At 72.7% G+C, this 23182-nt stretch carries 16 protein-coding genes; 11 read left to right on the top strand and 5 right to left on the bottom strand.

Features of this window, described 5'->3' with window-relative positions:
• Nucleotides 1–33: 33 nt before the first annotated feature.
• From L3K22_RS12780 to L3K22_RS12790, 3 genes are all read right to left on the bottom strand, one after another.
• Nucleotides 34–1719: a DUF885 domain-containing protein gene (locus tag L3K22_RS12780; protein ID WP_263311702.1), complete on the bottom strand. Its 1686-nt coding sequence runs from the start codon at nucleotides 1717–1719 to the stop codon at nucleotides 34–36.
• 84 nt (nucleotides 1720–1803) lie between these two features.
• On the bottom strand, nucleotides 1804–2112 hold the full coding sequence (locus tag L3K22_RS12785) for a hypothetical protein (RefSeq protein ID WP_263311703.1): 309 nt from the start codon (nucleotides 2110–2112) through the stop codon (nucleotides 1804–1806).
• Nucleotides 2109–3698: an acyl-CoA carboxylase subunit beta gene (locus L3K22_RS12790; protein WP_263311704.1), complete on the bottom strand. Its 1590-nt coding sequence runs from the start codon at nucleotides 3696–3698 to the stop codon at nucleotides 2109–2111. Before L3K22_RS12790 ends, L3K22_RS12785 begins: the two co-directional genes overlap by 4 nt.
• Nucleotides 3699–3908: 210 nt before the next feature.
• Here L3K22_RS12790 and L3K22_RS12795 point away from each other — a divergent pair, with 210 nt between their 5' ends.
• The 6 genes from L3K22_RS12795 (at nucleotide 3909) to purE (ending at nucleotide 10030) form a co-directional block, all read left to right on the top strand.
• Nucleotides 3909–4784 (top strand): biotin--[acetyl-CoA-carboxylase] ligase, encoded by an 876-nt coding sequence (locus L3K22_RS12795; protein WP_263311705.1) that lies wholly within the window; start codon nucleotides 3909–3911, stop codon nucleotides 4782–4784.
• Nucleotides 4785–4881: 97 nt separating this feature from the next.
• Entirely contained in the window at nucleotides 4882–6093 is a 1212-nt protein-coding gene (locus L3K22_RS12800) for an adenylate/guanylate cyclase domain-containing protein (RefSeq protein WP_263311706.1), read from the top strand.
• A 13-nt stretch (nucleotides 6094–6106) separates the two neighbouring features.
• Entirely contained in the window at nucleotides 6107–6811 is a 705-nt protein-coding gene (locus tag L3K22_RS12805) for a response regulator transcription factor (RefSeq protein ID WP_010549836.1), read from the top strand.
• Nucleotides 6812–6814: 3 nt separating this feature from the next.
• A complete protein-coding gene (locus L3K22_RS12810) occupies nucleotides 6815–8263 on the top strand; it encodes an ATP-binding protein (RefSeq protein WP_263311707.1) in 1449 nt (482 codons plus the stop codon).
• A gap of 19 nt (nucleotides 8264–8282) precedes the next feature.
• On the top strand, nucleotides 8283–9512 hold the full coding sequence (locus L3K22_RS12815; RefSeq protein WP_373318057.1) for a 5-(carboxyamino)imidazole ribonucleotide synthase: 1230 nt from the start codon (nucleotides 8283–8285) through the stop codon (nucleotides 9510–9512).
• Entirely contained in the window at nucleotides 9509–10030 is a 522-nt protein-coding gene (gene purE, locus L3K22_RS12820) for a 5-(carboxyamino)imidazole ribonucleotide mutase (protein ID WP_263311708.1), read from the top strand. The genes L3K22_RS12815 and purE overlap by 4 nt, the downstream gene beginning before the upstream one ends.
• 171 nt (nucleotides 10031–10201) lie before the next feature.
• Here the strand turns inward: purE and L3K22_RS12825 are convergent, their stop codons facing one another.
• Nucleotides 10202–11065: an ABC transporter ATP-binding protein gene (locus L3K22_RS12825; protein WP_263311709.1), complete on the bottom strand. Its 864-nt coding sequence runs from the start codon at nucleotides 11063–11065 to the stop codon at nucleotides 10202–10204.
• A complete protein-coding gene (locus L3K22_RS12830) occupies nucleotides 11058–11984 on the bottom strand; it encodes an ABC transporter permease (RefSeq protein ID WP_263311710.1) in 927 nt (308 codons plus the stop codon). The genes L3K22_RS12825 and L3K22_RS12830 overlap by 8 nt, the downstream gene beginning before the upstream one ends.
• 70 nt (nucleotides 11985–12054) lie before the next feature.
• On the opposite strand from L3K22_RS12830, the gene L3K22_RS12835 reads away from it, so the two are divergent.
• The 5 genes from L3K22_RS12835 (at nucleotide 12055) to L3K22_RS12855 (ending at nucleotide 23162) form a co-directional block, all read left to right on the top strand.
• Nucleotides 12055–12849, top strand: a complete 795-nt coding sequence (locus tag L3K22_RS12835) for a glycosyltransferase family 2 protein (RefSeq protein ID WP_263311711.1) — start codon at nucleotides 12055–12057, stop codon at nucleotides 12847–12849.
• Between the two features lie 30 nt (nucleotides 12850–12879).
• Entirely contained in the window at nucleotides 12880–16389 is a 3510-nt protein-coding gene (locus L3K22_RS12840) for a glycosyltransferase family 4 protein (protein ID WP_263311712.1), read from the top strand.
• Nucleotides 16390–16393: 4 nt separating this feature from the next.
• On the top strand, nucleotides 16394–17407 hold the full coding sequence (locus tag L3K22_RS12845; RefSeq protein ID WP_263311713.1) for a hypothetical protein: 1014 nt from the start codon (nucleotides 16394–16396) through the stop codon (nucleotides 17405–17407).
• A 53-nt stretch (nucleotides 17408–17460) separates the two neighbouring features.
• Nucleotides 17461–20820, top strand: coding sequence for a glycosyltransferase (locus L3K22_RS12850; protein WP_263311714.1), 3360 nt, complete (start codon nucleotides 17461–17463; stop codon nucleotides 20818–20820).
• A 143-nt stretch (nucleotides 20821–20963) separates the two neighbouring features.
• Nucleotides 20964–23162: a glycosyltransferase family protein gene (locus L3K22_RS12855; protein ID WP_263311715.1), complete on the top strand. Its 2199-nt coding sequence runs from the start codon at nucleotides 20964–20966 to the stop codon at nucleotides 23160–23162.
• The last annotated feature ends 20 nt before the right edge of the window (nucleotides 23163–23182 follow it).

Genomic DNA, 23182 nt, shown 5'->3' on the forward strand with positions numbered 1-23182 from the left:
CCGCTCCGGCCGACGGGTCGTGCGCGGCGGCGCTCACAGCGCACCCTCCAGCACCGACAGGGGCAGACTGCCCAGCTCGAGCGCGCGGCGGTGGAAGTCCCGCACCGCGGCGGGGGAGGAGTCGGCCGCGGTGGCGCGCTCGCGCAGCTGCTCCCAGGTGCGCTGGCCGAGCTTGTAGGAGGGGGCCTGGCCGGGCCAGCCCAGATAGCGGTTCAGCTCGAAGCGGCGCTCGGCCTCCTCCACGCCCCAGTTCTCGGTCATGAACTCCCAGGCAGTGCGCTCGTCCCAGGTGCCGCCGTCGGCGCCCGGCAGGCCGGTCGGCATCGCGAGGCCCAGGTGCAGGCCGATGTCGAGCACCACGCGCCCGGCGCGCAGGCGCTGGGCGTCCAGCATGCCCATCCGGTCGCCGTCGTCCTCGAGATAGCCCAGCTGCTCCATCAGCCGCTCGGCGTACAGCGCCCAGCCCTCTCCGTGCCCGGAGACCCAGCACAGCATGGCGCGCCAGCGGTTCAGGGTGTCGGCCTGCAGGGTCTGGATGCCCACCTGCAGGTGATGGCCGGGCACGCCCTCGTGGTAGACGGTCGTGGTCTGCTCCCAGGTGCGGAACTCCTCGGTCCCGGCGGGGACGTCCCACCACATGCGGCCGGGCCTCGTGAGGTCCTCGCTGGGGCCGGTGTAGTAGATGCCGCCGGAGCCGGTGCGGGCGATGCGGCACTCGAGGCGGTGCAGCGGCTCGGGGATGTCGAAGTGGGTGCCGGCGAGGTCGCGGATCGCGGAGTCGGAGAGCTGCTGCATCCACGCCTGCAGGGCGTCGGTGCCGTGCAGCAGCCGGGCCGGGTCGGCGCTGAGCGCCTGCCTCGCGGCGGCGACGGAGCTGCCGCCGCCGGTGGCGTAGCGCTCGTTCAGCCGCGCGGCGACCTGCTCCTGCTCGGCGATGATCGCGCGCAGCTCCTCCACGCCCCAGGCGTAGGTCTCCTCGAGATCGATCTGGGTGCCGAGGAAGGTGCGGGAGTGGAGCTGGTAGGCGTCCCGGCCCACCGCGTCGGCCTCCGGCGCCTGCGGCACCAGCGACTCGAGCACGCCCGCGATCTCGCGATAGGCGGTGCGGGCCTGTTCGGCCGACGCGCGCACCTGCGCCTTCTGCGCCTCGGTGCCGATGGCCTCGCCCGCGAAGGCATCGAAGAAGCCGCCGTCGGCCGCGTAGCCGCGCGCCTGCTCCGCGCCGAGCAGCAGCTGGCGGCGCGCCGAGACGGTGCCGGCAGCCGCGGCCTCGCGCAGGGACTCGGCCCAGCTGCCGAGCGCACGGGGGAAGCCGGCCATCCGCTCGGCGAGCACCTCCCAGTCCTCGGCGGTGTCGGTGGGCATCTGGTCGAGCACGTCGCGGGACTGCAGCACCGAGGCGAGGTTGTTGACGGCGGCGATGTCCAGGCGCTGCTCGGCGCGCTCGAGGTCGAGGCCGAGCCGCTCGGAGAAGGCGGCGCGTGTGACGGCGTCGACGTCATCGGCGTCGGGCACCTCGGCGATCGCGGCGAGCAGCTCGCGTGCGAGGTCCTCCCGTGCGGCGACCGCGGCGGGGGAGTAGTCGGTCACCTCCCCGTCGTGCCCGGCGATGCCGAGCTCGGTGGCGAGGAAGGGGTCCTGCGCGGCGAGGTCGTCGACGTAGCGGTCGGCGAGCGCGTCCAGGGCGGAGGGGTTGCGGGCCGGGGTCGGGGAGGACATGTGCCGCAGTCTAGGTCGTGCGGCAAGCCTCACGGGCCAGGGCCAACAGGGCGGCGCTCCGGGCCGACCGGCGGGGTCGCCGGGTCAGCGGTCGGTGAAGGTCCAGCAGGTGCTCGAGGGACGGAGCCGCTCGGTGTGGCCGCCGACGTGGGTGTGCACCGGGGAGCTCCAGGCGCTCGCGCCGCCGACGCCGTCGGCCAGGGAGCGCTCCTCCGCCTCGAGCCGGCTGGTGACGCTCATCGCGGAGACGACCACGGCGATCGCGGCGAGCTCGTCGGGCGCGAGCCGGCCCGCCACCAGGCGCACGTCGGACGGGGTGACTGCACTGCCGGACGCCCCGGCCCCCTGCGCGGCCTCGGCCGCGCTCGCGACGGTCCTCGTCCCGGCGCTCACAGCGGGATGTTCCCGTGCTTCTTGGTGGGCAGCGAGTCGCGCTTGGTGCGCAGCGCGCGCAGCGACCGGGTGATCTCGACGCGGGTCTCGGCCGGGCGGATGACGCCGTCGATCCAGCCGCGCTCGGCCGCGGTGTACGGGGTCGCGAACTGCTCCTCGTACTCGGCCTCGTAGCGCCGGCGCTCGGCGGCGACGTCCCCGCCCTCCTCGGCGACTCGCTTCAGGTCGCCGCGGTGGAGGATGTTCACCGCGCCCTGGGATCCCATCACCGCGATCTGCGCGGTGGGCCAGGCGAGATTGATGTCCGCGCCGAGCTCCTTGGAGCCCATCACGATGTAGGCGCCGCCGTAGGCCTTGCGGGTGATCACGGTGATCAGCGGCACCGTCGCCTCGGCGTAGGCGTACAGCAGCTTCGCGCCGCGACGGATGATGCCGCCGTACTCCTGGTCGGTGCCGGGCAGGAAGCCGGGCACGTCCACGAAGGTCAGCACCGGGATGTTGTTCGCGTCGCACAGGCGCACGAAGCGGGCCGCCTTCTCGGAGGCGTCGATGTCGAGGGTGCCGGCCAGGTGCGAGGGCTGGTTGGCGATGATGCCGACGCTGTGCCCCTCGATGCGACCGAAGCCCACCACCACGTTGCGCGCGAACAGGGGCTGCACCTCGAGGAACTCCTCGTCGTCGAGCACCGTGCGCAGCACCGTGAGCATGTCGTAGGGCTGGTTGGGGGAGTCCGGCACGAGGGAGTCGAGCGCGGCGTCCGCCGCGTTCGGGCTCTCCTCGACCTGCACCGGGAAGGCCGGGGCGGGGGTGAGGGTGTTGGCCGGCAGGTAGCTGAGCAGGTCCTTGACGTACTCGATCGCCTCGGCCTCGTCCGGTGCCATGTAGTGGGCCACGCCCGAGCGGCTGGAGTGGGTGCGCGCACCGCCGAGCTCCTCGAAGCCGACGTCCTCGCCCGTGACCGTGCGGATCACGTCCGGGCCGGTGATGAACATGTGGGAGGTCTTCTCGACCATCACGATGATGTCGGTCAGCGCGGGGGAGTACACGGCGCCGCCCGCGGCCGGGCCCATGATCAGGGAGATCTGCGGGATGACGCCCGAGGCGCGGGTGTTGCGCTTGAAGATCCCGGCGAACATCGCCAGCGACGCGACGCCCTCCTGGATGCGGGCGCCGCCGCCGTCGAGGATCCCGATGATCGGCACGCCGGTGCGCAGCGCGAGGTCCTGGATCTTCTGGATCTTGCGGCCGTGGGCCTCGCCGAGCGAGCCGCCGAAGACGGTGAAGTCCTGCGAGTACACGCACACCTGGCGGCCGTCGATGGTGCCGTAGCCGGTGACGATGCCGTCGCCGTCGGGGCGCTTGGCGTCGATGCCGAAGCTGCTGGCCTGATGGCGCACGAAGCGGTCGGTCTCCACGAACGAGCCGTCGTCCAGGAGGTCCGTGATCCGCTCGCGGGCGGTCTTCTTGCCCCGCGCATGCTGCTTCTGGACGGCGAGGTCGTCCGCGGCGGAGACCGCCGCGGAATCCCGCTCGCGCAGGTCCTCGAGTCGCTGAGCGGTGGTGAGCGGCCGCGGGGCGTCGGTCACGGGACCTCCTGCGACGGCACTGCGGCCGCCTGAAGCTGTGGGGGATTCGAACACCGGGATACTACGCTACGCAGGTCCGACGGCGGCCGACCCCGTCCGGGGCGGCACGCCCGGCGCGGAGCATCCGTCCACGCCGCTCCCAGGAACGATGCAGTGGGCGGCGCGACGATGGAGCGATCCGTCACGCAGGTCTCGCAGGAGGAGGAGCGCATGGACGTCCCCGCACTGCCCGACACCTCCGCGGAGGGAACGGGCACCGTGTTGCCGCGGATCCACCGCCTGGGCGCGGTCCGCTCGACCCAGGACGAGGCCTCCGCACTCCTGCGCGCCGGGGACGCGCCGCCCTTCGCCGTCACCGCGACGCGGCAGACCTCCGGGCGGGGCCGTCTCGGACGCGCCTTCGCGAGCCCGGACGGGGCGAGCCTCGCCCTCACCTTCGCCCATCGCACCTCCCTCGACCCCGCCCGGCGCGGCTGGTTCCCGCTGGCCGCGGGGCTCGCCGCCGTCGCCACCCTCGGGCGGGTGGTGCCCGCCGCGGTCGGCGAGCAGCGGATCGGCCTGAAATGGCCCAACGACCTCCACACCGCCGACGGCCGCAAGCTCGGCGGGATCCTCGTCGAGGCGCGCGGCGGCGAGGACCTGCTGCTCGGCATCGGACTGAACCTCCGCGGCCCCGTTCTCGACGAGGACGGCGAGCCGGTGCCCGGCGCCGCCTGGCTGCGCGGGGAGGGCGGTCTCCGCCCCGACCCCGGGCCGGCGGAGGACCGGAGACTGCGGGAGGCGCTCGAGGAGGCGCTCGTCGCCGCGCTCGACGAGGAGTTCGCAGCGCTCGAGTCCGCCCAGGGAGACGGTGGCGCGGCCGGCACCCGGGACCGCTACACTATGACCTGCCTCACACTGGGGCGGACGGTGAGGGTCGACCCCCTGGGGGAGGCCGCAGCGGGAGCGGACGTCGACCCTGCCCTGCGCGGCACCGTCCTGGACGTCGACGAGCACGGGCGACTCGTGCTCGACCGCGCGGACGGGGAGGGGCGGATCGCCGTCGACGTCGGCGACGTGCGGCATCTGCGGCCCGCGGCGCCCTGACCCCGCGGCCCGGGCGCGCCCCCACCACACCGACCACGAGCACACGAGCAGGAGCAGGCATGGAGAAGCCGGGCATTCGGAAGCGAGGGACCGCGCTGTGACCGACGGGATGGACGAGCGAGGGGAGCGCGAGGCGTTCGAGGGTGCGGACGACGCCCTCGAGACCCGCATCCCCACCGGGACCGTCGACGTGGTGTCGACGCAGACCCAGGAGCTCCCGGACCTCTCCGCGGAGGACGCGGAGCTCACCGCCCTCGACGAGCAGGAGATCCTCGACCTCAACCGCCGCTTCTCCTCCGTGCGTCGCAGCGTCGGCGCGCTCGAGAAGGTGCTCCTGCAGGGGCCGCGCAAGTACTCGCGCCGGGACCTCGCCGAGCAGCACGGGATCGCCGAGCGCCTCACCTCCGTGTACTGGCGCTCCCTCGGCTTCATGCCCGTGGACGAGGACACCGTGGTGTTCACCGACGAGGACGCCCAGGCGATCGGCGACCTCGCCGCGATCGTCGAGGACGGGGTGCTCTCCGAGCGCGCCTTCGCGAGCATCTCCCGCGGCATGGGCTTCCACATGGGACGCCTCGCGATGTGGATCACCGAGGCGCTGGTCGACGAGGCCAAGCACGCCGACGGGCTCGACGACGCCCGGGCCCGCCAGCAGATGCTCGACGAGATCCCCGAGCTGCTGGAGACCTTCGAGTCCCAGGTCATGTTCACCTTCCGGCGCCAGCTCGCCGCCTACGCCGCTCGCGCCGGCAGCGAGGTGCTCCACCGCGACACCGACGAGCTGTTCCCGCTGCACCGGGCCGTCGGCTTCGCGGACCTCGTCCAGTTCACGCGCCTGGCCCAGGACATGCCCGGCACGCAGCTCGCCGACATGGTCGGCCGCTTCGAGTCGCTCAGCCGCGACATCATCTCCGTCGGCGGCGGGCGCGTGGTCAAGACCGTCGGCGACGAGATCATGTTCCTGGCCGACACGCCGGAGGACGGCGCCCAGATCGCGGTCAGCCTCTCCGAGACCATCGGCGCCGATCCCGACCTCCCGCCCGTGCGGGTCGGCCTCTCCTGGGGCTCGATGTTCTCCCGCTACGGGGACGTGTTCGGACCCACCGTTAACCTCGCCGCCCGGATGGAGTCCGTCGCCCGGCCGGGGGCCGTGCTCGTGGACGCCGACACCGCCTCCGCGATCACGCAGGCGCTGCCCGGGGGCTTCGCCCTCGGGGAGGGCGAGGAGGTCGACCTCCACGGCATCGGCACGGTGACGGTGCAGGAGATGAGCCGCGCCGGCTCCGCCCCTCTGGATCTCGGGCTCTGAGGCGGGACGTACTATGGCTGACGTGACACGACTGCTTCTCGTCGAGGACGACTCGGCCATCGCTGAACCGCTCTCCCGGGCCCTGGACCGGGAGGGATACACCGTCACGCGCGCCTCCCGAGGGATGGACGCGCTCGGGATCGCCGCCGGACCGGACCCGATCGACCTGGTCATCCTGGATCTGGGCCTGCCCGATCTCGACGGCCTCGAGGTCGCGCGGCGCCTGCGCAAGGGCGGGCTCGAGTCGCCGATCCTGATCCTCACCGCCCGGGCCGACGAGGTCGACGCGGTGGTGGGCCTGGACGCGGGAGCCGACGACTACGTCACCAAGCCCTTCCGTCTCGGCGAGCTGCAGGCGCGGATCCGCGCCCTCATGCGGCGCTCCCAGGCGACCGAGGAGTCCGGCGACAACTACGACGTCAACGGCGTCACCCTCGACGTCTCCGCCCGTCGCGCCTACGCCGACGGGGAGGAGCTCAGCCTCTCCGCGAAGGAGTACGACCTGCTCACCGTGCTCGTGCGCGAGTCCGGCAGCGTCGTCACCCGCGACGACCTCATGCGCGAGGTCTGGGGCGCGGAGTGGTGGGGCTCCACCAAGACCCTCGACATGCACATCTCGTGGCTGCGCCGCAAGCTGGGTGACGACGCCACGGACCCCCGGCGGATCACCACGGTGAGGGGAGTCGGCTTCCGCTTCGAGACCGGCACGGAGAGCTGACCCGTGCGGCAGCGCGTGCTGCAGGCCACCCTCATCACGGTGGTCCTCGTCGTGCTGATGCTCGGCATCCCGCTGGGCATCTCGTGGCTGCAGCTGGCGAACCAGAACCTCGCCAACCAGGCGAACCTGATCCTGGACCAGGTGCGCATCGACACCGAGACCCGTCTCCAGGAGGAGGGGACGATCGACGAGGCGCTCCTGCAGCGACGGGTCGACGAGCAGACCGATCTCAACATCGCCGTCACCGTCGTCTTCGAGGGGGAGACCACCACGGCCGGTGATCCTCCCGGCGACGACCCGGTCAAGCGGAGCACCACCGGTGCCTCGGGGCAGCTGATCACCGTGTTCATCCCGCAATCCGACGTGCGGGCCCACACCGCGAGCGCCTGGGTGCTGATCACGGTCGCCGGCCTGTCGGCCCTCTCGATCGGCGTGTCGGTCGCGCTGTGGCAGGCCCAGCGCATCTCCCTGCCGCTGGCCCGTCTGGCCCGGCGCGCCGAGGAGATCGGCTCCGGCCGCGCCCGCGGCCCCTGGCAGCCCTCCGGCATCGCGGAGATCGACGAGGTCGCGATCGAGCTCGCCCGCTCCGGCGCGATGCTCAACGAGCGCCTCGAGGCCGAGTCCCGCCTCGCCTCCGACGCCTCCCACCAGCTGCGCACCCCGCTGACCGCGCTCTCGATGCGGCTGGACGAGATCCTCGCGACCAGCACCGAGGAGTGGGTGCGTGACGAGGCCCGGATCTCGCTCGAGCAGATCGACCGCCTCACCGAGGTGGTCCACGACCTCATCAACGCTCCCCGCTCCTCCCAGCGACGCACCCCCGGCGTGGTCGAGCTCAGCACCGTGCTCACCCAGCAGAGCGAGGAGTGGTCCCCGGCCTACCGCCGCGCCGGCCGTGAGCTGCACATCCAGGTGCCGCGCAGCGCCGCCGTGTGGGGCTCGACCGGTCCGCTCACCCAGGTGATCGCCACCCTCATCGAGAACGCGCTCACCCACGGCGGCGGGCGCACCTGCGTGAAGGTGCGGCGCAACGACCACTCCACCGTCGTGGAGGTCACCGACGAGGGCGGCGGCATCGACCCGGAGCTCGGCGCACGGATCTTCGAGCGCTCGGTCTCCGGCCGCTCCTCGGGCGGCACCGGGGTCGGGCTCGCCCTCGCCCGCACCCTCGTCGAGGACGACGGCGGCCGCCTCGAGCTGCTCACCGAGAACCCCGCCACCTTCGGCGTCTTCCTCATCTCCGCTCCCGGCGAGGAGCCGGAGGACGAGCACGGGGCGCAGTCCGACGGGGAGCCGGGCCGCCGTGAGAAGGCCGGGCGACGGCCCCGCGGCCAGCGCGCGGACATGACCCCCAGCGGCGTCTCCGGCGGCCGCCATGCCGCCGGCGGCGACGACCTCGACTCCCTCCCGCAGGGGTCCGTGGTGCGGCGCCGCCCCCGGCCCCGCGCCTGACCTCAGTACACTGGCGGCCGTGTCTGCGAACCCGCCCCGCCCCGCTCAGCCCGCCGCTTTCGAGGAAGCTCCCGCCCGTCGGATCGGGGTGGTCGGAGCAGGTCAGCTGGCCCGCATGATGCTCGGCCCCGCGATCGAGCTGGGTCTCGACCTCGAGGTGCTCGCGACCGCTCCGGACGAGAGCGCCGCCGCCGTCGCCGCGACCGTGCGGCTGTGCCGGCACGACGACGAGCAGGCGGTGCGAGGCCTCGCCGACGGCGTCGACGCGCTCACCTTCGACCACGAGCACGTGCCCACCGCGATCCTCGAAGGGATCGCGGGGGAGGGGCTCGCCGCCGTGCGCCCCGGACCCGGCGCCCTCGTCCACGCCCAGGACAAGCTCGTCATGCGCGAGCGGCTCACCGCGCTCGGACACCCCTGCCCCCGCTGGTGGCGGATCGGGAGCCTCGCAGCGCTCGAGCAGGCGCTCGACGATGCCGGCGGCCGGCTCGTGGTGAAGACGCCGCGCGGCGGCTACGACGCCCACGGGGTGAGGATCGTCTCGGCCGTCGAGGAGGCCGCGGACTGGCTCGAGACCCACGGCGAGCTGCTCGCCGAGGAGCTCGTCCCCTTCACCCGCGAGCTCTCCGCCCAGGTCGCGCGCCGTCCCGGGGGAGAGGCCGTCGCCTATCCCGTGGTGCAGTCGCTCCAGAAGGACGGGGTCTGCTACGAGGTCGTCGCCCCCGCGCCGGGCCTCGACGCCGCCGCCCAGGAGCGCATCCAGGCCCTCGCCCTCGCGATCGCCGAGGACCTCGACGTCACAGGGATGCTCGCCGTCGAGCTCTTCGAGACGGCGGACGGCCCGGTGCTCGTCAACGAGCTCGCCATGCGCCCCCACAACACCGGCCACTGGTCCATGGACGGCGCCGTCACCGGCCAGTTCGAGCAGCACCTCCGCGCCGTCGCCGACCTCCCCCTCGGCGCGACCGCGCCGCTCGCCCCCGTGGCCGTGATGGTCAACCTCCTCGGCGGCGGCGCCGAGGACCTCGCCCCCGGCACCGCCGTGGCCCTCGCCGAGGAGCCGCGGCTGAAGGTCCACCTGTACGGCAAGTCGGTGCGCCCCGGTCGGAAGATCGGCCATGTCACCCTGCTCGGCGACGACGCCGAGGACCTGCTCGCCCGCGCTCACCGCGCCGAGCGACTGATCATCGACGGCCCGGGCGCGGCCGCCGAGCCCACCGCCCCCACCCCCGAGGGAGATCCCCGATGACCGCCGACGCCGCATCCCGCCCCCTGGTCGGGATCGTGATGGGCTCCGACTCCGACTATCCGGTGATGCGCGCTGCGGAGGAGGCGCTCGCCGAGTTCGGGATCGAGGTGGAGGTCGACGTGGTCTCCGCCCACCGCATGCCCGAGGACATGGTCGCCTACGGCCGCGGCGCCGCCGAGCGCGGCCTGCGCGCGCTGATCGCCGGCGCCGGCGGCGCCGCGCACCTGCCCGGCATGCTCGCCTCCCTCACCCCGCTGCCCGTGATCGGCGTGCCGGTGCCGCTGAAGCACCTCGACGGCATGGACTCCCTGCTCTCCATCGTGCAGATGCCGGCCGGGGTGCCGGTCGCGACCGTGTCCATCGGCGGGGCCCGCAACGCCGGGCTGCTCGCCGCGCGGATCCTCGCCGCGGGCGGGGACGAGCACGCGGCGCAGCTGCGCGAGCGGATGGTCGCCTTCCAGGAGGAGCTGCGCGGGATCGCGATGGCCAAGGGCGAGGCGCTGCGCGCCTCGCGGTGAGCAGTGCCGGGACCCGACGAGAGCGGCCGACGGCGCTCGACCCACAGCGCGCGACGTCCGAGCCCCGACGGGCGGCGGGCCGACGAACCACGACGAACGGCGGGCCGGGCGAGAGATCGCCCGGCCCGCCGTTCGCAGGGGCGGCCCTCACGGGGCCGTGCCCTTCGGCCGTTACTTCAGCTTCGCGCCGGAGGAGGCGTCGGTGCGGCCTTCCACGTAGGCGTGGTACAGGTCCGCGACCTCGTCGACGTCGCCGTCGGCCACCAGCACGCCCTTGTCGATCCAGAGCGCGCGCGTGCACATCGCCCGCACGGAGGCGAGCGAGTGCGACACGAAGAACACGGTGCCGGCCTGTCCGCGGATCTCCTCGATCCGGGCGGTGCTCTTCTTGCGGAACGAGGCATCGCCGGTGGCGAGGGCCTCGTCGATCATGAGGATCTCCGGGGTGCGGATCGTCGAGATCGCGAACCGCAGGCGCGAGGCCATGCCGGAGGAGTAGGACGTCATCGGCAGGTACAGGAAGTCGCCGAGCTCGGCGAATTCCGCCACGCTCGGGATGTTCTCCTTGACCTCCTTCGTGCTCAGCCCGAGGGCGAGACCGCCGATCATGATGTTGCGCTCGCCCGTGAGGCGGGGGAGCATCGCCGCGTTCACGCCCAGCAGCTCCGGCTCGGCGGAGGTGAAGACCCGGCCCGAGGACGGCGGCAGCAGCCCCGCCACGGCCCGCAGCAGGGTCGACTTGCCCGAGCCGTTGGTGCCCAGGATGCCGATCGACTCGCCGTGATGGGCCACGAAGGACACGCCGCGCACGGCCGGCACCTCGGTGATCGGGCCGGTGTCGGGGCGGCCGAGGCTGACCATCTTGTCCCACAGCGAGGCGCGCTGCTTGGTGGTCCCGCTGCGGCGGGCGCCGAACACGCGGTACGTGATGTGCAGGTCGTCGACCACCACCGACGGGGCGCCCAGCGGCTTGTCGCGGTCCACGCGGTCCGGGAGGTTCTCGGGGTCGATCTCGAAATCGATGTCCTCAGTCACGACCGTAGGTCTCCTCTGCGCGCCAGAAGTACAGGAATCCGATGGCGAAGACGCCCACTGCCCAGGCGGTGGCCTCGAGCCAGAGGCCCGGTGTCATCGGGATCAGCGGCTCGTTGCCGAACGCCGCACGGAACAGCTCCAGGTAGATCGCGACCGGCTGGTGCAGCAGGAGCGGCTTCAGCCAGAGCTCGTCGGGGACCATCGCCGAGATCAGAAACATGGCGCCGGAGGCGTAGCGGCCCAGCGTCAGGATGAAGGGCATGGCGTTGGCGATGTCCGGGGCGCGCGCGCCCAGGCGCGCGAAGAACATGGCGACGCCGGCGGAGAACACCGCGAGCAGCACGGCCGCGAAGGGGAGCAGCAGCCAGGACCAGGTCGGCACGACCACGCCCATGCCCGGCAGCACGCCGGTCACCAGCACGACCGCCATCATCGCCACCAGGATCGGGGCGAACAGCACGGTCTCGGTCATCACCGTCGCGAGCGGCACCACCGCGCGCGGGAACTTGTGCGATCTGATCAGCTGCAGGTTCGTGGGCACCGAGTTCAGGCCCGACATCACCGAGGTCTGGAACAGGGAGTAGGTGAACGTGCCGATGGTGATGAACGCCGCCCGATTCTCGATGCCGGGCGCGCTCGAGTGGAACAGGAAGCCGAAGATGATCACGTACACGGCCGCGTCGAGCACGGGGCGCAGGATCGCCCAGGCCTGACCCAGGTACGAGCCCTGGTTGCGGGAGTACGCGCGGGACGCGGAGAGGTTCCAGATGAACGAGCGCCGCTGCCAGACCTGCTTGATGTAGCGGCCCAGCGGCGGCCGGACCCCCATCTCGTCCAGTCCCGCCCGCGCGGCGAGCGCTTCTGACTCTGCGGATGTCAGGCGCGGAGCGAGCGGTACCTCCGCCTTCTGATCTGCCAAGTTCGTTCTCCTCTAGCCGGACGGGCGCGGCGGGCTGGGCCGTCCTCGGGCGTCGGTATGATCGTGCGTCGTGACTACCGCAAAGGATCCGCTCCCGCTGGTGACGGTCGTGATGCCGGTGTTCAACGGTGCGCGGACCCTGCGTCGATCGGTGACAAGCGTACTCGATCAGACCTTCCGCTCCCTCGAGCTGGTGGTGGTCGACGACGCCTCCACGGACGACACGGTGCGCATCGCCGAGGAGCTCGCGGAGAGTGATGCGCGGGTGCGGATCATCCGCCGGGAGCGCAGCGGCGGCCCGGCCGCGGCCAGGAACTCCGGCATCGCCGGCGGCACCGGCCGGTTCCTCGCCTTCTGTGACGCCGACGACCTGTGGCTCCCCGAGAAGCTGGAGCGGCAGCTCGATCTCGCCCGGACGAGCGGTGCGTCACTTCTGTACTGCGGCTACCACCGCGTGCCGGCCGACTTCGCGGGCACCGGCGCGGACTTCGTGCCCGAGGGCCGCGTCGTGCACGTCCCCACGCAGCTCACCCGCGAGGGTCTGCTGCGCCGCAACGTGATCGGCAACCTCACCGCCGTGGTCGACCTCGAGCGCACGGGACCGGTGACGATGCCGGACGTCCCCGGCGCCGAGGACTACGCGCTGTGGCTGAGCATCCTGCGCGAGGGCGGCACCGCCGCCGGGATCGACGAGCCGCTCGCGCTCTACCGCGCCGCGCAGGAGGACTCCCATTCCTCCGACCGCATCCGTGCGATCCGCGCCGTGTGGCAGGTGCTGCGCGGCCAGGAGCGGCTGTCCGTGCCGAGCGCCGCCGTGCACTTGGTCACCGGGTCGCTCGCGGCACTTCGCAAGAACCGGATCTGAGCGGGACCGCGTGGATACACTGCGCGGACCATGATCCTGATCTGCGTCAACGAGCTGTCCGGCCCCACCGGCTACCACAAGTCCGTGGTCGAGACCGCGAACGCCCTGCATCATGGGGGATACCCGCTGGCGGTCCTGAGCTTCCTGGGGACGGGGGACGGCGCCGAGCTCGCCATGCCGCGCTGGCCGCTGGACCCCGAGATACCCGCCTACGTGCTCCAGACGCTGCCTGCCCAGGGCGGCCGCCTGCTCGCCGAGAACGTCCACCCGGTCCTCACCGGGCGCGTCTACTCGACGCCCTACGCCTACACCGCCGACCAGCTCGCCGCCCTGCGCCAGCTCAACGAGGAGCTCACGTCCGAGGACACCGTGATCTTCACGACACCGCTGCACGCCCTCGCCTTCCATCACGCCCTCTCCGGCCAGGAGCGACGCCCCCGCACCCTGCTGCAGGTGCACGGCGACTACCGCCACCACGACGAGCTCTGGGCGCTGGTGGACGAGGCGCGGGAATCCATCGATCGCGTGCAGACAGTCGCCGAGGGGCTGAACGAGCAGTTCGCCTCGCGCTTCGACGCCGCCGACGTGGTGTGCATCCCCAACATCCACCATCCCGCGCAGGTGGTGCGCAAGCCCCGGACCGGCGTCGAGATCGTGCTGCCGGCCTCGTTCCAGCACCGCAAGAACCAGCTCGACGCGATCCGGGCCCTGTCCCGGCTCGAGGACGACTCGGTGCACCTGACCCTGTGGGGCAACATCAGCCCGCTGAACCCCTACTTCATCGCGGTGAACGAGCTGATCGACTCGCTCGGGCTGCGGGACCGGGTCTCGATCCCCGGCTTCGGCACCGAGCAGGACGTCTACTCCAGCGCGGACATCGTGCTGATGACCTCGCTGTCCGAGGGGTTCGGGTACCCGCTCCTCGAGGCCGCCTACCACCGACTGCCCACCGTCACCTACGACTACGAGTTCGGGCCGCGGGACGCGGTCGAGGACGGCGCCAGCGGATTCATCGTCCCCGTCGGCGACGTGGACGCCCTGGTCGCCCGGCTCGACGAGCTGGTCGCGGACGCGCAGCTGCGCGAGCGCTTCGGCCGACGAGCCCGCGAGATCTTCGACGAGCGCTTCTCCGCCGAGGCGGTCGTGGCGAAGTACGGCGCCGTGCTCGGCCCGCCCCCGGGCCGCTCCCTCGACCTCTCGGCCGTGTTCTCGACCGACGGCGGGGAGCCTGTGCCCGCGAGCGCGATCAGCCACCGCGTCACGCGCTCCGGACTGCGCCGGCTGCACCAGGTCACCGTGCGCTCCGACACGGTCCTGCACGACGTCCAGGTGGACGACGGCGAACGCATACTCCGCCCCGCGGTGCGCCGCGTGGGCGGGACCACCGTGATCGAGTTCCCCGTCGGGAGCCGCGGCGTCGTCTCCTTCAGCACGGTCCCCGGCGGCACCGACCGCCGTTACCTCGCCGGCCCCGCGAACGGCGGGACGCTCCCCGTCCTGCCCCGTCTGCGCCGCGACGCGGACTACGGCGACGGCACGCCGCCGGTCGACGACTCGCTCCTCGCCTCGCGCGGCGGGGCGAAGCACGTCTCCTGGCGCACCACCCCGGCGGACCTGGCCGAGTTCGGGGCGCAGGGCGTCGACGCCGTGACCTGGAAGCTGCGCCAGCTCATGCCCTCCCTGCCTGCGCTCCGGGGCGCGAAGCCCTCGGGCGACGCGACGCCGCCTGCCGGCGGGTCGCCCGAGCGCACGGCGCAGGAGGCGGGGGAGTCGACGTCCGCTCCCGACCCGTCGGCCGAGGCACAGCCCGGGCCCGACGCCGGGACCCCGACGACCGAGGCGCCGGCGACCGCAGCCCACGCACCGGCCGCCCCGTCGGCCCCCGACGCATCGGCGGACGCGCCGGCCGGCACGTCGGCCCCCGCCAGCTCGAGCGGCGGCTCCGCGGGGACCCTCGGCGGCCTCGGGAAGGCCGTCGGGCTCCCCGCCCAGGCGATGGGCTCCGTCGGCCGGGTCGCGAGGACCTACGCCTCCACCGCCGCCTCGATGCTCGTCAAGGCGGTCGCGGTCACCGAACCCGCGCCGACCCACCGCGAGATCCCCCGCCACCCCTGGTTCCCCGTCACCGGCGGCGTCGACTCCTTCGGCGCCCCGATCAACTCCGGCGGCGGCGTCCAGGTGACCAACGCCGGCACCGAGAAGCGGCCCACGGTCCGCATCCAGGGCGAGTACGACTGGCTCGAGCTGCGCGACGGCGCCTCCCGCCGACGGATCACCCCGCCCTGGTCCTACGGCGAGATGTTCGAGCGGTTCTGCGCCGCCGAGCGCGAGCACGGCCTGTTCGACATCACCACGGCCGACGGCGTGCACCTGTGGGAGCTCGGCCGCTCGGCGCTCGTGATCCAGCTGGCCGAGGCCGCCGGCCTGTGGGGACCCCTCGCCGCCGCGCAGGGCACCGTCCAGGACGTCTACACCGGCGGCAAGCGGCTCACCACCGCGCCGTCCGCGGACACCGTCGTCTTCGACTACGTGCGGCGCGGTCAGAGCGGCTACCGCACTGCCCCGTTCGTCGACGACGCGTCTCTGTTCGTGGTGCAGCCGGGCGCCGACGGCTATCCGGACGTGGACGAGACGAACATGGTCTACCCCTTCGCGGAGTTCACGCAGTGGAAGAAGGACTGGCGACAGCGCTGGTCCCACCTCCGCGTGCCCGAGGTCGATGCGCGCCCCTTCGAGGCCGCGCTGACCCAGGCGCTCGGGATCCGCATCGACCTCGGCGACCACCTGCGCAACCGCCTCGCGAAGTTCCTCGCGGAGCGGGAGTTCTTCACGCCCGTGTTCGAGCGCGTGCAGCCGGAGGAGGTGCTGATCGCCTCCAGCCACTGGTGGGCCGGCATCGGCGCCGCCGCTGCTCGCTCGGGGGCGCGGGTCTCCGATATCCAGTACGCGCTGACCAGCCACTACGCCCCCTCCTTCTGGTTCGGGCAGAAGCCGCACTACGGCGCGACCCGCTTCTACGCCTGGTCGGACTTCTGGGCCGAGCGCACCAATGTCTACGACGAGCACGTCGTCGTCCCCCGGCAGCAGCCGGAGCTGACCGCCGCGATCGAGGCCCCCAGCACGGAGGAGAAGCGCTGGGACGTCTGCGTCATCTCGCAGCCGCGGGTGCTGCGGCGGATCCTGACCTTCGTGCAGGAGCTGGTGGCGGAGCGCCCCGAGCTGCGTGTCGTGATCGCCCCGCATCCCGCGCAGCGCGAGATCATCGGGCAGGAGCTCGCTGCGAGCGGGCTCGAGGGGTCGGTCGACATCGCCGAGGAGGACACGCTGACCACGATCACGAGGTCGGTCATGGCGGTCGGCACGTTCTCCACCTCTCTGTGGGAGTCCGCGGCACTGGGCTGCCCGACCTATGTGATCGAGGTGCCGGGTTTCGAGGAGACCCTCCAGGACGTCGAGTCGGGCCTGTTCCGCCTCGCGCGCACCGCGCACGACCTCGTCCCCTACGAGGTCCCCGCCTCCCGACACGACATCTTCGGCTGAGCCCATGGACATCCAGAACCACTACTACGGGCACAGCGCCGCCCTCGCCCTCCACGCGGGGCTCGACTCCGTCCGCCACCTCCACGGGCTCCTCCAGCACGGCTGGACCGTCCGCTCGCCCTCGCTGGTGCACTTCTCCGACTTCGCGCGCCTTCCCCGCACCTCCCGCCGTCTGGTGTGGAGCCACCGGGCGCGGGGCTGGGAGCCCGCCGAGGACCCCTTCCTCACCACGCCGATCGGGGCGCCCTTCCTGTACCTCAGCGCGCTGACGGCCGACGAGTCCGTGGCCGCTCTCGGTGCGACCGTCGCCTTCCCCGTCCACGACACCCGCCTCGTCAAGCTCCAGCACGACGACGCGGACCTCGCTCGCGAGCTCGCCGAGCGCGACGGCCCCTCCCTCGTCTGCCTCCACCCCGAGGACCTCGATCGCCCGGAGAAGGTGCAGGTCTGGAGCGAGCACGGCCACCGCGTCGTCAGCGCGGGGGAGCGGCGCGACCCGCAGTTCCTCGGCCGGATCCTCCGCCTCGTCCGCGGGGCGCGGCGCGTCGTGTCCAACCAGCTCTCCACCGCAGTGGTCTACGCCGCCGCCGAGGGCACGCCCACCGCGATCTACGGAGGCGACCTCGCCATCGGCTCCCTCGGCACCGAGGTCTCCCGTCGCACGCGCGAGCTGTGGCCCGAGTTCCACGACGACACCGTCGAGGACGCGACCCGGCGCGCCGTCGCCCTGGCGGAGCTCGGCCACGAGCACCTGCTGTCCCCGGCGGCGCTGCGGGCGGCGCTCGGCTGGGATCGCAGCACCGCCGGACCGTTCCTCAGCTACTGGGGCGGTGCCCCGCTGCGGAAGGCGGGCGCGGTGCTCGGCCTCGTGGAGCGGACCGAGGGCGCGCAGGACGCCGGCTCCGGACAGTCCCCTCTGGTGTTCCTGCGCCACCCGCTCAGCCATCTGCCCGGCCGGCTCCCGCGCCTCCCCTCGCGCGACGCCCTCCTGCCGGAGCCGCTCGTCCCCGCACGGTGACCCCGTGGAGCACTCTCCCCTGACCCCGTGACCTGAGGAAGGTTGTCGCCCGAATGATCGTGATCTGCACCAACGAGGTCGCCGGACCCACCGGCTACCACAAGTCCGTCGTCCAGCTGGGCAACGGGCTGAGTGCGGCGGGATACGCGGTGGCGGTGCTGGGCTTCCTCGGCACCGGCGACATCGCGAGCCGGATGCTCCCGGTGTGGCCGCTGGATTTCGAGGTCCCCGCCTACACGCTGCGTGCGCTTCCGGCCGACGGCGGCCGTCTGCTGCACCGCAACGCGCACCCCGAGCTCACCGGCGACCTCGGCGCGCTGCACTACGAGTTCACGGCCAACGAGCTGGCCGCCCTCCGGGAGCTCAACGACGCGCTCACGGAGGAGGACACGATCGTGTTCACCGCCCCGGTGCAGGCCCTCGCTTTCCAGCACGCGCTCGGCGGGGACGCACGCCGCCCCCGCACCGTCCTTCAGATCCATGGCGACTACCTCCACCATGCCGAGCTCTGGGACCCGCTGATGGCGACCCGCGACGTCATCGACCGGCTGCAGACGGTCGCCGACGGACTGCGCCAGCAGTTCATCCCGACCTTCGCCGACGAGGACGTGGTGTTCATCCCGAACTTCCCCGGGGAGGGTCCCGGGGCGATCCAGCGCGTCGAGCACGAGGGCGTGAACATCGCCCTGCCCGCCTCCTTCCAGCACCGCAAGAACCAGCTCGACGCGGTGCGGGCGCTGTCCCTGATCGAGGACGAGTCCGTCCACCTCACGCTGTGGGGGAACATCAACCGCAACAACCCCTACTACGTCGCCGTCCGCGAGCTCGTGGACTCCCTCGACCTCGGCGGCCGCGTGCACATGCCCGGCTTCGGCACCGAGCACGACGTCTACTCCACCGCGGACATCGTGCTGATGTCCTCGCTCTCCGAAGGCTTCCCGTATCCCCTGCTGGAGGCGATGTACCAGGGACGCCCCACCGTCTCCTACGACTTCGACTTCGGACCGCGTGAGGCGATCGAGGACGGCGCCAGCGGATACATCGTCCCCCTCGGCGACGTCGAGCAGCTCGCGGCACGGCTCGGCGAGGTCGCCGCGGACGCGGCGCTGCGGGAGCGCTTCGGGCGACGCGCACGGGAGCGCTACGACGAGCGGTTCGCCCCCTCGGCAGTCGTGGAGCAGTACCGCGAGTTCTTCGGCCCGCACGACGCGCCGCTCGACCTCGCGAACGTGTTCGCCACCGACGGGAAGGAGCCGATCGGGACCGAAGAGATCGAGCATCGCGCGCGCCGCACCCGCGGCGGACGCCTCCACCAGCTCACCGTCACCTCGCTCGTCGGGCTGCACGACGTGCAGGTCGACGACGGCCTCCAGACCCGGGCCGCCAAGGTGCGGACCCAGCGCGGTACGACCCGGATCGAGTTCGAGGCCTCCGCCCCCGTGGTGATCTCGTACACCACCGCCCCCGGCTCCGGGGACCGGCACTATCTCGCCAGCACCACCGCCCAGCACGAGCTCGTCGTGCTGGCCCATCTGCGCCGCGACGCCCGATACGGCGCCGGACGGCCCGCGGCGCAGGACGCGATCTTCGGGACCTCCGGCGGGACGCTCCCGCTGCACGCCCCGACCGCACTGGCTCATCTCGCCATGCGGGCTCCGCGGGACGTCGTGTGGAAGGCGCGCGACGTCGCCACCACGGTCGGCACTCGGATGCGGGCTCGGCGCGAGCTCGCCGGCGCCGAGGGGGCGACGCTCTCGCAGCCCTCGGCGAACCCCACCGAGGGCGAGGCCCCGCTCGGCCAGTCCGCGGACCTCGACCTCGAGGACGAGACCTCCGCCGGCGGGACCGTCGACGCCCGTTCGATCCTCACCCCGCTGCTGGACATCGGCCCGAGCGCCGCGGCCTCGACGATGCGCATCCTCTCCGGCCTGTCCCGGGCGCCGGCAGCTCCCACCCGACGCGAGATCCCGCGCCATCCGTGGTACCCGGTCACCGCCGGCGTGGACAGCTTCGGGACGCCGATCAACCAGACCGGGGGGGTGCAGGTCCGCAACGCCGGCACCGCCGAGCGCCCCACGGTCTCGGTGCGCGGTGAGTACGACTGGGTGGAGCTGCGCGACGGCGCCTCGCGCCGACGCGTGAGCCCGCCGTGGTCCTACGGCGAGATGTTCGAGCGCCTCTGCGAGGCCGAGCGGAAGCACGGCCTGTTCGAGATCACCACGGCCGACGACGTGCACCTGTGGGAGCTCGGACGCTCGGCACTGGTGATCCAGCTGGCCGAGGCCGCCGGCTTCTGGGGCGCGGCGCCCGCCGTCGGCGGCGACGTGCGGGACGAGTACCTCGGCAGCAAGCGCCTGTCGAAGGCTCCTCGGGCCGACCGGGTCGTGTTCGACTACGCGCGGCGCGGTCAGAGCGGCTACCGCACTGCCCCGTTCGTCGACGACGAGTCTCTGTTCGTGGTGCAGCCGGGCGCCGACGGCTATCCGGACGTGGACGAGACGAACATGGTCTACCCCTTCGCGGAGTTCACGCAGTGGAAGAAGGACTGGCGCCGGCGCTGGTCCCACCTCCGCGTGCCCGAGGTCGATGCGCGCCCCTTCGAGGCCGCGCTGAGCGAGGCGCTCGGGATCCGGGTGGACCTCGGCGATCACCTGCGCAACCGCCTGGTGAAGTTCCTCGCGGAGCGGGAGTTCTTCACGCCCGTGTTCGAGCGGGTGAAGCCGGAGGAGGTGCTGATCGCCTCCAGCCACTGGTGGGCGGGGATCGCAGCGGCCGCGAGCCGCTCCGGGGCGCGGGTCTCGGACATCCAGTACGCGCTGACCAGCCACTATGCCCCGTCGTTCTGGTTCGGGCAGAAGCCCCGCTACGGCGCGACCCGCTTCTACGCCTGGTCGGACTTCTGGGCCGAGCGCACCAACGTCTACGACGAGCACGTGGTGGTGCCGCGCCAGCAGGAGGAGCTCACCGCTGCGATCGAGAGCCCCTCGACCGTGGAGAAGCGCTGGGACGTCTGCGTGGTCTCCCAGCCGCGGGTGCTGCGGCGGATCCTCGCCTTCGTGCAGGAGCTCGTCCGCGAGCGGCCGGGGATGCGTGTCGTGATCGCCCCGCATCCCGCGCAGCGGACCATCATCGGGCGCGAGCTCGCCGCCGCCGGCCTCGAGGAGGCCGTGGACATCGCCGAGGAGGACACGCTGACCACCATCACGCGCTCCGCGATGGCGGTGGGTACGTTCTCCACCTCGCTGTGGGAGTCCGCGGCGCTCGGCTGCCCGACCTTCGTGATCCCGGTGCCGGGCCACGAGGAGACCCTGCAGGACGTCGAGTCGGACCTGTTCCGCCTCGCGACCTCGCCGCACGACCTCGTCCCCTACGAGGTCCCCGCCAGCCGGCACGACATCTTCGGGACCGCCTGAGGGGCGGCTCCGTCCGGGGGTGCGTCGCTGCCCGCGGACCCACGGCCGGGCCTCCGATCTCGCAGGTGACACGCGGATCACCCGGATAGGATAAGGCTCAGTGACGAGCCGATCGGTGCTCGACCCGAATCCCAGGTGGTGCCGTGTTCCGCAAGCTCACCCGTGTCGTGAGACCGCTGCTCGATCTCTCGGAGCGCCGCGCGCTCGTCGCGGCGAACGACCCGGGGACCGACCCGGACATCGTCCTGACCGGGGCCCGCCATCTCGCACGGATGAGGAACTTCCGCTCCGCCGCCGCGCTGCTGGACGGGATCGACACGGACGAGCTGGACCTGCTGGACGAGTGCTTCGTCGGCGTCACCCTGCTCAGCGGCCAGGAGGGGCTGCGCGCCGACCAGCTCCTGGCCCCGCATCTCGGCTCCCTCGCCGATCGGGACCTCACCCCGGCCCAGCGTGTGAGGCTCGCCGAGTGGATCCAGCTCTCGGGTCTCCCCACCGCCGAGAAGGTAGCGGCGCTCCGCACGCTGCGCACCTCCGAGGGCGGCTCACGTGCCCCCGGCGCCACCCTCCGAGACCTGCGCTTCCGCGAGTTCCGCCTCCGCACGGCCGGGTTCGAGAAGATCGACGTGAGGGACTTCTTCGCCGGCGGGGACGAGGATCCCTTCCGCTGGAAGGACAACCTCCGCTACGTCCACGACCTCGTCACCCACGGGCACGCGGACACCGCCCGCACCCTCCTTGAGCGGCAGCTGTCCGAGCACGGGCTGCGCGACCGCGCCGTCGCCGAGGCCGCGCTGCGCTTCGACTCGGGCGCCCTCGTCGCGGACCTCGACGCCGTCCCCGCCGAGCACCGCGGCATGCCGGGCGTGCTCGCCCTCGCCCACGACCTGCGGGGGCAGAGTCCCGCGCACCAGGACTTCTACGAAGCGTGCCTCGAGGCGACGACCTCCCGCTTCGACGCCATGGACGTGCACACCCGCGACTCTCTCCTGCGCGTGCTCACCGTGAAGGACCTCCTGCCCGGGCTCGACGCACTGGTCCCCACCCTCCGCGGCGTGCCGGAGACGATGCTCGGCGCCCGCTGCGGCCGCGGGCTGATCGCGATGGAGCGGGGCGAGCACCGAGACGCCGCGGACCTGCTCCACTCCGTCCTCGTCGAGGACCCGACCTACACCGTCGCGGCGACCGGGCTCCGGCTCGTCTACGCCCGCCTGGACGGCGACCGCACCGTCATCGACCTCCGGAACGAGATCGGCTACGGCAGCGCCAGCGCCGGCCGCGCCGGGATCCGCCGCGGCGACCGCGACCAGGGGACCACCCTCATGCTCACGGGCCAGTACCTGAAGGCCTGGAGCGTGCGCCGCACCGCGCCGCCGTGGCGGATCCTCGAGCGCGACCTCGGGGAGAGGTTCCTGAACGCCGCGCCGCTGCCCGAGGATCCCGGCTCCTCCCTCTTCCTCATCACCGACGACGGAGTGGGCGACGAGATCCGCGGCGCGCAGCACCTCGGCGAGCTCGCCGCGCGCTACCGGGTCACCGCCACCTGCGACCCGCGGCTGCGGACCCTGCTCGAGCGGAGCTTCCCCACGATCGGGTTCGTCGACGTCGCCCGTCGGATCCGCGGCCACCTGAACCCCGTCTACGACGGCCGGTACAGCGACTTCATCCTCGCCAGCCACCTGCCCGCCCACTGCGACCCCTACGTCGAGGCCGCCGATCACGTCACCTACGGCCAGAACCTCACCTTCAACCGCTTCGCCGGCGTGCTCCCGCGACAGGACACCGGTGCCTCTCTCGTCCCGGATCCCGCCCGGGCTGTGCCGCGCGCCGGGGGGAGGCTCAAGGTGGGCCTGGTGTGGAGGAGCCGCTTCTCCGGCGGCACCCGGCGGATGATGTACATCGGCCTCGAGCAGCTCACCCCGCTGCTGGACGTGGACGGGGTCGAGTTCTGGTCGATCCAGCACGCGACCGACGACGCGGAGAGGGCCTCTCTGGAGGAGCACGGGATCCGGCAGATCCATGGCGTCGACCTCTTCGACGACCTCGAGGGGCTCGCGGCGCACGTCGCCTCCATGGACCTCGTGATCGGCATCAGCACGGTCCCGATGGAGCTCGCCGCCGCCGTCGGCACCCCGACCTGGCTGCTCGGCTTCTCGCCGGAGAACTACCTCTACCGCACGGCGGGCGGCAGGACATCCGTCGACCAGCTCTCCCGCAACTCGACGATCATCGCCCCGCCCTGGATCGACTTCACCGCCCCCTACCAGGAGTGCGTCGACCCCGTCCTCGCGGAGTGCCGGACCCGGCTGGAGCGTCTCGTCCGCAGCACCCTGCACAGCTGACGGGCGGGCGCCGCCACCTG

The organism is Brachybacterium atlanticum (genome assembly GCF_025669985.1).
Lineage (GTDB): Bacteria > Actinomycetota > Actinomycetes > Actinomycetales > Dermabacteraceae > Brachybacterium > Brachybacterium conglomeratum.